The 12452-nt window shown below is 71.1% G+C and carries 11 protein-coding genes, 1 pseudogene and 1 riboswitch; of the genes and pseudogenes, 11 read left to right on the top strand and 1 reads right to left on the bottom strand.

All coding sequences use genetic code 11. The features are described from left to right. The first annotated feature begins 58 nt into the window (after window positions 1-58). Window positions 59-895 carry an RNA polymerase sigma factor WhiG gene (whiG, locus tag LUZ64_RS30685; protein ID WP_095579123.1) on the top strand — a complete coding sequence of 279 codons (837 nt, stop codon included), beginning with the start codon at window positions 59-61 and terminating at the stop codon, window positions 893-895. Window positions 896-997: 102 nt separating this feature from the next. Further along, window positions 998-1537, top strand: a complete 540-nt coding sequence (locus LUZ64_RS30680; RefSeq protein WP_170116659.1) for a TetR/AcrR family transcriptional regulator — start codon at window positions 998-1000, stop codon at window positions 1535-1537. Window positions 1538-1747: 210 nt separating this feature from the next. Here LUZ64_RS30680 and LUZ64_RS30675 read toward each other — a convergent pair. Further along, window positions 1748-2284 (bottom strand): annotated as a pseudogene (locus tag LUZ64_RS30675) (peptidoglycan DD-metalloendopeptidase family protein); the annotation flags it as partial. Window positions 2285-2598: 314 nt separating this feature from the next. Between LUZ64_RS30675 and rpsB the strand changes: the two are divergent. From rpsB to LUZ64_RS30630, 9 genes are all read left to right on the top strand, one after another. Continuing rightward, complete coding sequence (gene rpsB / locus LUZ64_RS30670) at window positions 2599-3450, top strand: 30S ribosomal protein S2 (protein WP_087926041.1); 852 nt, start codon at window positions 2599-2601, stop codon at window positions 3448-3450. Between the two features lie 96 nt (window positions 3451-3546). Further along, window positions 3547-4383, top strand: coding sequence for a translation elongation factor Ts (gene tsf / locus LUZ64_RS30665; protein WP_095579125.1), 837 nt, complete (start codon window positions 3547-3549; stop codon window positions 4381-4383). Window positions 4384-4546: 163 nt separating this feature from the next. Beyond that, window positions 4547-5326 (top strand): UMP kinase, encoded by a 780-nt coding sequence (gene pyrH, locus LUZ64_RS30660; protein ID WP_095579126.1) that lies wholly within the window; start codon window positions 4547-4549, stop codon window positions 5324-5326. Between the two features lie 167 nt (window positions 5327-5493). After that, window positions 5494-6051, top strand: a complete 558-nt coding sequence (frr, locus tag LUZ64_RS30655) for a ribosome recycling factor (protein ID WP_087926038.1) — start codon at window positions 5494-5496, stop codon at window positions 6049-6051. Then, window positions 6051-7151 (top strand): phosphatidate cytidylyltransferase, encoded by a 1101-nt coding sequence (locus tag LUZ64_RS30650; protein WP_095579127.1) that lies wholly within the window; start codon window positions 6051-6053, stop codon window positions 7149-7151. Before frr ends, LUZ64_RS30650 begins: the two co-directional genes overlap by 1 nt. A gap of 165 nt (window positions 7152-7316) precedes the next feature. Next, window positions 7317-8426 carry a dual-specificity RNA methyltransferase RlmN gene (rlmN, locus tag LUZ64_RS30645; RefSeq protein WP_095579128.1) on the top strand — a complete coding sequence of 370 codons (1110 nt, stop codon included), beginning with the start codon at window positions 7317-7319 and terminating at the stop codon, window positions 8424-8426. Window positions 8427-8473: 47 nt separating this feature from the next. Beyond that, window positions 8474-8578: riboswitch (TPP riboswitch) on the top strand. After that, complete coding sequence (locus LUZ64_RS30640; protein ID WP_095579129.1) at window positions 8574-9659, top strand: thiamine ABC transporter substrate-binding protein; 1086 nt, start codon at window positions 8574-8576, stop codon at window positions 9657-9659. It overlaps the preceding riboswitch by 5 nt. Before the next feature lie 71 nt (window positions 9660-9730). Beyond that, window positions 9731-11344 (top strand): ABC transporter permease, encoded by a 1614-nt coding sequence (locus tag LUZ64_RS30635; RefSeq protein WP_095579136.1) that lies wholly within the window; start codon window positions 9731-9733, stop codon window positions 11342-11344. Continuing rightward, window positions 11344-12381, top strand: coding sequence for an ABC transporter ATP-binding protein (locus LUZ64_RS30630; RefSeq protein ID WP_095579130.1), 1038 nt, complete (start codon window positions 11344-11346; stop codon window positions 12379-12381). The genes LUZ64_RS30635 and LUZ64_RS30630 overlap by 1 nt, the downstream gene beginning before the upstream one ends. Window positions 12382-12452: the final 71 nt, after the last annotated feature.

Here is a 12452-nt window from a genome sequence, read left to right as displayed (position 1 = left end):
GAATCCAGCCATTCGTACCCCTCCCTTCACGTCACAGCAGAACGGCTCAAGACGACGAATGCCCCAGCACACCTCCGGGTCCGATCGCGCGGCGGCGCCACCCGCGGCGCGCGGCCCCGTGCGCCCTCCCGCTCCCTCGACCCTCGATGAGCTGTGGCGGTCGTACAAGGCTTCGGGCGACGAGCGGCTGCGGGAGCAGCTGATCCTCCACTACTCGCCGCTCGTGAAGTACGTGGCGGGCCGGGTCAGCGTCGGCCTGCCGCCCAATGTCGAGCAGGCGGACTTCGTGTCCTCCGGGGTCTTCGGACTCATCGACGCCATCGAGAAGTTCGACCCCGCGCGGGAGATCAAGTTCGAGACCTACGCCATCACCCGTATCCGCGGGGCGATGATCGACGAGCTGCGGGCGCTGGACTGGATCCCGCGTTCGGTCCGCCAGAAGGCCCGGGCCGTCGAGCGCGCCTACGCCACCTTGGAGGCGGCGCTGCGGCGCACGCCCTCCGAGACCGAGGTGGCGGCCGAGATGGGCATCGCCGTCGAGGAACTGCACGCCGTCTTCAGCCAGTTGTCGCTGGCCAACGTGGTGGCCCTGGAGGATCTGCTGCACGTCGGCGTGGACGGCGGCGAGCGGCTGAGCCTGATGGACACCCTGGAGGACACCGCCGCGGACGACCCGGTGGAGGTCGCCGAGGACCGCGAGCTGCGCAGGCTGCTCGCCCGCGCCATCAATACCCTCCCCGAGCGGGAGAAGACCGTGGTCACCCTCTACTACTACGAGGGCCTCACGCTCGCCGAGATCGGTCATGTGCTCGGCGTCACGGAGAGCCGGGTCAGCCAGATCCACACCAAGTCCGTGCTTCAGCTGAGGGCGAAGCTCGCGGACATCGGGCGCTGACGGCGAGAGAAACCTCCCACCAGCGTCGTCCCGGCCAGGGGATATCCGTAAAGTGGAGCCGTGCCCAGGATTCGAGCGGCCTCAGTGGCCGAGCACCGGACTATGCAGCGCGACGCCCTGCTGGACGCTGCCCGCTCCCTGCTGTCCGAAGGCGGTACGGAGGCGTTGACCTTCCCCGCGCTGGCCGAGCGCACCGGCCTCGCCCGGTCCTCGGTCTATGAGTACTTCCGCTCCCGGGCGGCCGTGGTCGAGGAGCTGTGCGCCGTCGACTTCCCCGTCTGGGCGGCGGAGGTCGAGGCCGCCATGGAGCGGGAGGACACGCCCGAGGCGAAGATCGAGGCGTATGTGCGACGGCAGCTCGCGCTCGTCGGCGACCGCCGGCACCGGGCCGTGGTCGCCATCTCCGCCGGCGAACTGGACGCGGGCGCCCGCGAGAAGATCCGCGCGGCCCACGGCGGTCTGATCGCCATGGTCGTCGAGGCCCTCGTCGGCCTCGGCCACGACCAGCCCCGGCTGGCGGCCATGCTCCTCCAGGGCGTCGTGGACGCCGCCGTCCGCCGCATCGAGCTCGGCGCGGCCGAGGAGCCGGAGCGGATCACCGAGGCGGCCGTCGCCATGGCCTTGCGCGGCGTCCGCGGCTGATACTCCCCACGGCGCCTTCCAGGACCCGGGCCAGGAGACGGGCCAGGACCCGGGCCACGACGCCGCCCCTGACGGTGTCCCCAGCGGGCCGGTGAGCGGCAGCAGCCGGGACGGCGGCCGGCGCAGCATCCACGGTGGCAGCAGGCTCAAGGGGTCGAGGTACGTTCCGCCCCGGAGCAGCCCCCAGTGCAGACACCCCGCCGGACAGTGGGAGAGCCCCGCCTGGAGACCGCCGACCGGCGTCCCCGCGGACACGGCGTCGCCCTTCCGTACCGACGGCCGCACCGGCTCGTAGGTGATGCGCAGCGGTGGCTCACCGCTCCCCGCCAGCTCCACGGCGACCACACCGCGCCCGGCGACCGTGCCGGCGAAGGACACCGTCCCCGGGGCGGCCGCCCTGACGGGCTGACCCGCGCGGGCGTCGAGATCCACGCCGCGGTGTCCCGAGGCCCAGGGGACCGGTGGCGGGTCCCATGCCCGGACGATCACCGGCCGGGGCCCGCGGGCCCCGCCCACCGGCCAGGAACGCTCGCCCGTGGCCCGGTCGGGCTCCACCGGAAGCCTGGCGGCCGAGGCGCTCACCGCAGGGAGTCCTGTGGCCTGCGTGAGCCCTGTGACAGATGCGACGCATGCGATGACCAGCGGTAATACACGGAGAGTGACCGCTCGTAAGAGACGGCCGGGCGCCCGGGCGGGCCGCCGTGGATCTCTTCGGGCGGGGCGTGGGAGGAGCGGTGCGAAGGTCATGACAGCACCGTCGCGCACTCCGCCGAGCCGCGGGGATCTTGTCCGTGACCGGTGGACTACTCGCGGGTTGTGGACAACGCCGTCACCCGGGCCTTCCCCGGTCCCGTACACTTCTCATGGCGATCCGGGTGACCGGATCGACTTCGCACGCCCCGCTACCGGCGCGTCAGTCCCTTTCGGGCAGCCCGGTGGCCGTGTCACTCGGTCCGCGGAACGGTTCCTCGCAAAGGCACCTACCGCGGCGGGCACGTCGGGGCGTCAGGAGCGGCGGCCGCCCGGCCGCCGTGGAACCGAGTATTTCAAGGAGCGCGGCCATGGCCGTCGTCACGATGCGGGAGCTGCTGGAGAGCGGCGTCCACTTCGGTCACCAGACCCGTCGTTGGAACCCGAAGATGAAGCGTTTCATCTTCACGGAGCGCAACGGCATCTACATCATCGACCTGCTCCAGTCGCTGTCGTACATCGACCGCGCCTACGAGTTCGTCAAGGAGACCGTCGCGCACGGTGGCTCCATCATGTTCGTCGGTACGAAGAAGCAGGCCCAGGAGGCCATCGCCGAGCAGGCGACGCGCGTCGGCATGCCCTACGTCAACCAGCGCTGGCTGGGCGGCATGCTCACCAACTTCTCGACCGTCTACAAGCGCCTCCAGCGCCTGAAGGAGCTCGAGCTCATCGACTTCGAGGATGTGGCCGCCTCCGGTCTCACCAAGAAGGAGCTGCTCGTCCTCTCCCGCGAGAAGAGCAAGCTGGAGAAGACCCTCGGCGGTATCCGCGAGATGCAGAAGGTGCCCAGCGCCGTCTGGATCGTGGACACCAAGAAGGAGCACATCGCCGTCGGTGAGGCGCGCAAGCTGCGCATCCCGGTCGTCGCGATCCTCGACACCAACTGCGACCCCGACGAGGTCGACTACAAGATCCCGGGCAACGACGACGCGATCCGCTCCGTCACCCTGCTGACCCGCGTGATCGCCGACGCCGTCGCCGAGGGCCTCATCGCCCGTTCCGGTGCCGCCACCGGTGACGCCAAGGCCGACAAGGCCGCCGGCGAGCCGCTCGCCGAGTGGGAGCGCGACCTGCTCGAGGGCGAGAAGAAGGCCGACGACGAGGCCGAGAAGCCCGCCGAGGCCCCGGCCGAGGCTCCGGCGGCCGACGCCGAGCAGGCCTGACACCTCAGTCCCGGTAGTTGAACGGCGGGGGTCGGCGCGTACAGCGCCGCCCCCCGCCGTGCACCCGTAGTCAACGACTTTCGAGAGAGATTCACCATGGCGAACTTCACCGCCGCTGACGTCAAGAAGCTCCGTGAGCTCACCGGCGCCGGCATGATGGACTGCAAGAAGGCGCTGGACGAGGCTGCCGGCGACCTGGAGAAGGCCGTCGAGATCGTCCGCGTCAAGGGCCTGAAGGGTGTGGCCAAGCGCGAGAGCCGCACCACCGAGAACGGCGCCGTCGTCACCTCCATCGCCGACGACAACACCTCCGGTGTCATCGTCGAGCTGAAGTGCGAGACGGACTTCGTCGCCAAGGGCGACAAGTTCATCACCGTCGCCGACGCTCTGGCCGCCCACATCGCCAAGAGCGCCCCGGCCGACCTCGAGGCGCTCATGGCGTCCGAGATCGAGGCCGGCAAGACCGTCCAGGCTTTCGTGGACGAGGCCAACGCCACCCTCGGCGAGAAGATCGTCGTGGACCGCTTCGCGCAGTACGCCGACGGCAAGGTCTACTCCTACATGCACCGCACCGCCGCGGACCTGCCCCCGCAGGTCGGCGTGCTGGTCGAGCTGGACAAGGAGAACGCCGAGGTCGCCAAGGACGTCGCGCAGCACATCGCCGCCTTCGCGCCGAAGTTCCTGACCCGTGACGCCATCCCGGCCGACGTCGTCGAGAACGAGCGCCGCGTCGCCGAGGCCACCGCTCGCGAGGAGGGTAAGCCCGAGGCCGCCCTGCCGAAGATCGTCGAGGGTCGCGTCACCGGCTTCTTCAAGGAGCAGGTCCTCCTGGACCAGCCCTTCGCGAAGGACAACAAGAAGACCGTCCAGAAGATCCTGGACGAGGCCGGTGTCACGCTGAAGCGCTTCGCGCGCATCCGCGTCGGCGCCTGAGCCTGTAGCAGGGCAGCGATTGACCTGCGACCCGCTAGGGTCGTATGCAGCCGGCCCGTCACCGGTCGGCCGCTGATGTGACGAGGAGGCCATTGCCGCAGAGGGATCTGATAAGGACCCGTCCGGCAATGGCCTTCTTCGTATGTGCACGAGGAGATCTCCAATGAATCAGGGTGCGGACGCCCGGCAGACCGCCGACGACAAGAGCGCTGACCACGGCAAACGCCGCCGGTTTATGCTGAAACTGTCCGGCGAGGCATTCGCCGGCGGCGGGGGCCTCGGTGTCGACCCCGATGTCGTGCACGCGATCGCCCGCGAGATCGCGGCGGTCGTCCGCGACGGGTACGAGATCGCCGTCGTGATCGGCGGCGGCAACTTCTTCCGCGGCGCCGAGCTCCAGCAGCGCGGCATGGACCGGGCCCGGTCGGACTACATGGGCATGCTCGGCACCGTCATGAACTGCCTCGCCCTCCAGGACTTCCTGGTCAAGGAAGGCATCGAGACGCGGGTGCAGACCGGCATCACCATGGGCCAGGTCGCGGAGCCGTTCATCCCGCTGCGCGCGGTGCGCCACCTGGAGAAGGGCCGCGTCGTCATCTTCGGCGCCGGCATGGGCATGCCCTACTTCTCCACCGACACCACCGCCGCCCAGCGCGCCCTGGAGATCCACGCCGAGGCGATCCTGATGGGCAAGAACGGCGTCGACGGGGTCTACGACTCCGACCCGAAGAAGAACCCCGACGCGGTGAAGTTCGACGCCCTCGAGTACGGCGAGGTGCTCTCCCGCGGCCTCAAGGTCGCCGACGCCACCGCCATCTCCCTGTGCATGGACAACAAGCTCCCGATCCTGGTCTTCGAGCTGCTGGCCGAGGGCAACATCGCCCGTGCGGTCAAGGGTGAGAAGATCGGCACGCTCGTGAGCGACGAGAGCACGCGGGCCTGACGGCCCGCACCGCCGTCCGTGGCTCCCGGGCCCGATGCGGACGGCAACTCCGTGCCGTGGGAAGACCTCGGCACGGGGATGGACAACGGCCTGCCGGTCGGACACCGTGCAGGAGAAGACGCGCGCAGGGGCGAGGCTCTGCTTACTGATAACACCAGGAGCAAGTGGTGATCGAAGAGATCCTCCTCGAGGCCGAGGAGAAGATGGAGAAGGCCGTTGTGGTCGCCAAGGAGGACTTCGCGGCGATCCGCACCGGGCGTGCGCACCCGGCGATGTTCAACAAGATCGTGGCGGACTACTACGGTGCGCTGACGCCGATCAACCAGCTGGCGTCCTTCTCGGTGCCGGAGCCGCGCATGGCCGTGGTGACGCCGTTCGACAAGACCGCGCTGCGCAACATCGAGCAGGCGATCCGTGACTCGGACCTCGGCGTCAACCCGAGCAACGACGGCAACATCATCCGGGTGACGTTCCCGGAGCTGACCGAGCAGCGCCGCAGGGACTACGTCAAGGTCGCCAAGACCAAGGCCGAGGACGCCAAGGTCTCGATCCGCTCCATCCGCCGCAAGGCCAAGGACGCCCTGGACAAGCTGGTCAAGGACAAGGAGTCCGGCGAGGACGAGGTGCGCCGCGCGGAGAAGGAGCTCGACGACACCACCGCGAAGTACGTCGCGCAGGTGGACGAGCTGCTCAAGCACAAGGAAGCCGAGCTCCTCGAGGTCTGATGAACGAGACATCCTGGGGGACCCCGCAGGGCGCCGCGTACTGGGGGTCCACCGACCGGGGGCCCTCCTCCGCGGCCCCCTCGGCGGGTCCTGTGCGCGAGGCGGGCGACGCGGCGCAGACTCGCCCCATGCCCATCGTGCCCGCCGCAGGCGGAGACCAGGACGACCGTGACCAGGGGGCCGCCCACCTTCGCGGCCCCCTGTTCCGCGATGAACAGGAGCCCGACATCCGGCCCCAGGACCCGCCCCCGGTGCCCGCCTCCCCGCAGGCCCCGAAGACGGGGAAGAAGAGCGCGGGCCGCGATCTGCGGGCCGCGATAGGGGTGGGACTGGGCCTCGGCGCGGTCATCCTCGCCTCCCTGTTCATCTACAAGCCCGTCTTCCTCGGCGTCATCGTGCTCGCCGTCGTCGTCGGGCTGTGGGAGCTGACCTCCCGGCTCGCGGAGAAGAAGGCCGTACGGGCCCCCCTGGTGCCGCTGGCGCTCGGTGGTGCCGCGATGGTCATCGCGGGCTATGTGAACGGCGCCGAGGGCGCGTGGGTGGCCATGGCCTTCACCGCGCTGGCCGTGCTCGTATGGCGTATGACGGAGCCGCCGGACGACTACCTCAAGGACGTCACGGCGGGCATCTTCGCGGCGTTCTACGTGCCCTTCCTCGCCACCTTCGTGGCGCTGATGCTGGCCGCGGACGACGGCGCGTGGCGGGTGCTGACCTTCCTGATCCTCACGGTGGTCAGCGACACCGGCGCGTACGCGGTGGGCTGGAAGTTCGGCAAGCGCAAGCTGGCGCCGCGCATCAGCCCCGGCAAGACCCGCGAGGGTCTGTTCGGAGCGGTGGCGTTCGCCATGGTGGCGGGCGCTCTGTGCATGCACTTCCTGATCGACGACGGGGCGTGGTGGCAGGGTCTGCTGCTCGGTCTCGCCGTCGCGGCCAGCGCCACGCTGGGCGACCTCGGTGAGTCCATGATCAAGCGTGATCTCGGCATCAAGGACATGGGCGCGCTGCTGCCCGGCCACGGCGGGATCATGGACCGGCTGGACTCCCTGCTGCCGACCGCACCGGTGGTGTGGCTGCTGATGGTCGTCTTCGTCGGCTCCTGAGCCGGGCCAGGTACCCTGGAAGGGCTCGTCGCTGCGCGGCGGGCCCTTTTCCGGTCCCGCGCCCGCGGGGGTGCTCCCGTGAGGTCTCCGGGTTCCGGCTCCGCCGTGCCGCCGGCTCCGCGATCGCGGAGATCATCCGCAGTCGTCAACGAGGAGTTTCCGCTCATGGCCCCCGCGCCTGGAGAACTGACGTTCGTCGCCCCCCGTGGGGCCAAGAAGCCCCCGCGGCACCTTGCCGACCTCTCGCCCGCCGAGCGCCGTGAGGCGGTCGCCGCGATCGGCGAGAAGCCGTTCCGCGCCAAGCAGCTGTCGCAGCACTATTTCGCCCGGTACGCGCACGACCCCGCGGCGTGGACGGACATCCCGGCGGCGGCCCGCGAGAAGCTCGCGGCCGAGCTGCTGCCGGAGCTGATGAACGTCGTCCGGCACATCTCGTGCGACGACGACACCACCCGTAAGACCCTCTGGCGGCTGCACGACGGCAAGCTGGTGGAGTCCGTGCTCATGCGCTACCCCGACCGGGTCACCATGTGCATCAGCTCCCAGGCGGGCTGCGGCATGAACTGCCCGTTCTGCGCCACCGGCCAGGCGGGTCTGGACCGTAACCTGTCGACCGCCGAGATCGTCCACCAGATCGTGGACGGCATGCGCGCCCTGCGCGACGGCGAGGTCCCGGGCGGCCCCGCCCGCCTGTCCAACATCGTCTTCATGGGCATGGGCGAGCCCCTCGCCAACTACAAGCGGGTCGTCGGCGCCATCCGCCGCCTCACCGACCCCGAGCCGGACGGTCTCGGCCTGTCCCAGCGCGGCATCACGGTCTCCACCGTCGGTCTGGTCCCGGCGATGCACCGCTTCGCCGACGAGGGCTTCAAGTGCCGCCTCGCCGTCTCGCTGCACGCCCCGGACGACGAGCTGCGCGACACCCTGGTGCCCGTGAACACCCGCTGGAAGGTCCGCGAGGTCCTCGACGCCGCGTGGGAGTACGCCGAGAAGTCCGGCCGCCGGATCTCCATCGAGTACGCCCTGATCCGGGACATCAACGACCAGGCGTGGCGTGGCGACCTCCTCGGCCGGCTCCTCAAGGGCAAGCGGGTGCACGTCAACCTCATCCCGCTGAACCCCACCCCGGGCTCCAAGTGGACGGCCTCCCGTCCGGAGGACGAGCGGGCCTTCGTCGAGGCGATCGCCGCCCACGGCGTGCCGGTCACCGTCCGGGACACCCGGGGCCAGGAGATCGACGGCGCCTGCGGGCAGCTGGCGGCCGCCGAGCGCTGAGCTCGGCCCGCCGGAGGCGCACTGATACTGTGCCTTCGCACAAATGAACAATCCGACAGGGGAGCGCGCGAGCGCTGAGAGTGCGGCACAGGCCGCAGACCCTCGGACCTGATCCGGGTCATACCGGCGTAGGGAGTCAGCATCATCATGAACACCAATCTCCGGCGTGCCCTCGGGGCGGCCGTCGTCGCCGCGCTCGGCCTGCCCGTGCTGGCCGCCTGCGGCGGCTCGGGCGGCACGGAAGGCGAGGGCGGCAAGACCGTCACCCTCGTCTCGCACGACTCCTTCGTCGTCTCGGACGGCGTCCTGAAGGACTTCGAGAAGGAGAGCGGCTACACCGTCAAGGTGATCAAGAGCGGCGACGCCGGCTCGGCCGTCAACCAGGCGATCCTCTCCAAGAGCCACCCGCAGGGCGACGTCTTCTTCGGCGTCGACAACACCCTGCTCTCCCGGGCGCTGGACCAGGACCTCTTCACGCCTTACGAGGCCAAGGGCCTCGACCGGGTGCCGAAGGACCTCCAGGCCGACGCAGCCCGGCACCGGGTCACCCCGGTCGACACCGGCGACATCTGCGTCAACTACGACCGCGCGTACTTCGCCGACCACAAGCTGGCACCGCCGCGGTCCCTCGACGACCTGATCAAGCCGGAGTACAAGAACCTCCTCGTCACCGAGAACGCCGCCACGTCCTCGCCCGGCCTCGCCTTCCAGCTCGCCACCGTCGCCGAGTACGGCGACGACGGCTGGCAGGACTACTGGAAGAAGCTCAAGGCCAACGGCGTGGAGGTGGTGAGCGGCTGGGAGCAGGCGTACAGCGAGCGCTTCTCCGGCTCGGCCGGCGGCAAGAAGGCCAAGGGCGACAAGCCGCTGGTCGTCTCCTACGCCTCCAGCCCGCCCGCCGAGGTGATGGGCGTGAAGCCGGAGCCGAAGGAGGCCCCCACGGGCGTCGCGACCGGCACCTGCTTCCGGCAGACGGAGTTCGCCGGCCTGCTCAAGGGCGCGAAGAACACCGAGGGCGGCAAGGCCCTGATCGACTTCCTGCTGAGCAAGAAGTTCCAGGAGGACATGCCCCTCCAGATGTTCGTCCGGCCCGCCAGCCAGGACGCCGCGCTTCCCGAGCTGTTCACCAAGTACGGCGTGAAGGTCACGGATCCCCACACCCTCGACCCGGAGAAGATCGCCAAGAACCGGGAGCAGTGGGTCAAGGCATGGTCCTCGATCGTCCTGAAGTAGACGCCCTCCGGACACCCCGCCGGCCGGGCTCCCGGCCGGCGCTCCGGCAGACGGCGGTGCGGTTCGGCCTGATGGTCCTGCCGCTCGCCTTCTTCGGCGTCTTCTTCGCCTATCCCGTCTCCGCCATCGTCCTCCGCGGTCTCAAGGACGACGGCCGGTGGCACTTCGGGCGGCTGGGCGAGGTGCTCACCGACCCCGCGATCGGCCACGTCCTGTGGTTCACCACCTGGCAGGCGGCGGCCTCCACGGCCCTGACGCTCGCCCTCGCCCTCCCCGGCGCGTACGTCTTCGCGCGCTTCGACTTCCCCGGGAAGCGGCTGCTGCGGGCGGTGGTGACGGTCCCCTTCGTGCTGCCCACCGTCGTCGTGGGCTCGGCCTTCCTGGCGCTGCTCGGCCGGGGCGGGCTGCTGGACGAGCTCTGGGGCGTCCGGCTGGACACCACCGTCTGGGCGATCCTGCTCGCGCACGTGTTCTTCAACTACGCCGTGGTCGTCCGGACCGTCGGCGGCCTGTGGGCACAGCTCGACCCCCGCCAGGAGGAGGCCGCCCGGGTGCTGGGCGCCGGGCGCTTCGCCGCCTGGCGGCGGGTCACCCTGCCGGCCCTCGCGCCGGCCGTGGCCGCCGCTTCCCTGATGGTCTTCCTCTTCACCTTCACCTCCTTCGGCGCCGTCCAGATCCTCGGCGGACCCCGCTACGCCACCCTGGAAGTGGAGATCTACCAGCAGACCGCGCAGCTGCTGGACCTGCCGACGGCCGCGGTGCTCACGCTCGTCCAGTTCGTCGCGGTCGCCGTGCTGCTGGGCGTGCACGCCTGGACCGTACGCCGCCGTGAGTCCGCCCTGAAGCTGGTCGACGCCGCGCACACCGCGCGCCGTCCGCGCGGGGCCGCCCAGTGGGCGCTCCTGGGCGGCGTGCTCACGGTGATCGCCCTGCTGGTCCTGGTGCCGCTGGTCGTGCTCGTCCTGCGCTCCTTCGACGGGCCCGACGGCTACGGGCTGACCTTCTACCGTGCCCTGGCCTCCGCCGGCGGCAGCGGCGGCACGTTCACCGTCGCCCCCCTGGAGGCCATCGGCAACTCCCTGGCGTACGCGCTGGCCGCCACCGGGATCGCCCTGCTCGTCGGCGGACTGGCCGCCGCCGCGCTGACCCGGCGCGCGGGCAGGCTCGTCCGGGGCTTCGACGCGCTGCTGATGCTGCCGCTGGGCACCTCCGCCGTGACCGTCGGCTTCGGCTTCCTGATCACCCTGGACGAGCCGCCGCTGGACCTGCGCGCGTCCTGGATCCTGGTGCCGCTGGCGCAGGCGCTGGTGGGCGTGCCCTTCGTCGTCCGGACCATGCTGCCCGTGCTGCGCGCCGTGGACGACCGGCTGCGCGAGGCCGCCGCGGTGCTCGGCGCGTCCCCGCTGCGTGCGTGGCGCGAGGTGGACCTGCCGCTGGTCGGCCGGGCGCTGGCGGTCGCCGCGGGCTTCGCGTTCGCGGTGTCCCTGGGAGAGTTCGGCGCGACCGTGTTCATCGCCCGCCCCGACAGCCCGACCCTGCCGGTGGCGGTGTCCCGGCTGCTGGGCCGCGCCGGTGAGCTCAATTACGGGCAGGCCATGGCCCTCAGCACGATCCTGATGCTGGTGTGCGCGGCGGCGCTGCTGGTTCTGGAGCGCATCCGCACCGACCGTTCGGGAGAGTTCTGATGTCCTTGCTGCGACTGGACGGCGTCACGGTCCGCTTCGGGGAGCGCGCCGCCCTGGACGCGGTGGACCTGGAGGTCGCCGAGCACGAGACGGTCTGTGTGCTCGGCCCGAGCGGCAGCGGCAAGTCCACGCTGCTGAGGGTCGTCGCCGGGCTCCAGAGGGCGGACGCCGGGCGGGTGCTCCTCTCCGGGAACGACCAGGACGGCGTGCCCACGCACCGGCGTGAGGTGGGCCTGATGTTCCAGGACCACCAGCTCTTCCCGCAGCGGGACGTCGGCGGCAACGTCGCCTTCGGCCTGCGCATGCGGAAGACGGGCCGCGCCGAGACGGAGCGCCGGGTCGCCGAGCTGCTGGAGCTCGTGGGACTGCCGGGCGCCGGGCGGCGCGCCGTCGCGGCGCTGTCCGGCGGTGAGCAGCAACGGGTGGCGCTCGCGCGCGCGCTCGCGCCCCGCCCCCGGCTGCTGATGCTCGACGAGCCGCTCGGCCAGCTCGACCGCGGGCTGCGCGAGCGGCTGGTGGCCGAGTTGCGCGAGCTCTTCGGCCGGCTGGGCACCACCGTGCTGGCCGTCACCCACGACCAGGGCGAGGCGTTCGCGCTCGCCGACCGGGTGGTGGTGATGCGCGACGGACGCGTCGCCCAGACGGGGACGCCCCTGGAGGTGTGGCAGCGGCCGGCGTCGGAGTTCGTGGCCCGGTTCCTCGGCTTCGACAACGTGGTCGCTGCGCGCGTGAGCGGGGGGAGCGCCGACACGGTGTGGGGCAGGGTCCCGGTGCCCGCCGGTACGTCCGGGGGCGAGCACCGGCTGCTCGTACGACCGGCGGGGGTGCTGCTGGTGCCGGACGCGAGGGAAGAGGGCGGGCTGCCGTGCACGGTGACCGGCCGGACGTTCCGGGGCGACCACGTCGTGGTGCTGCTGCGGCCGGCCGACGGGCCGCAGCTGGAGGCGGCGTGCGGCCTGCGGGGCGCGCCCGAGGTGGGGGACCGGGTGGGCGTCGTGTTCGACGCCGGCGAGGTCGTGGTGCTGGACGGCCCCTGAGGGGTCTCTCCGAGGGGGCCGGACGGCGCCCGAGGGTGAACGGACGGTCCCTGAGGAGAACGAGACGGGCC

The organism is Streptomyces albireticuli (assembly GCF_021228125.1).
In the GTDB taxonomy this organism is placed as follows: Bacteria; Actinomycetota; Actinomycetes; order Streptomycetales; family Streptomycetaceae; genus Streptomyces; species Streptomyces albireticuli.
Note: the sequence above shows the minus strand (reverse complement) of the source record. Positions and strands in the feature narration are given on the sequence as shown.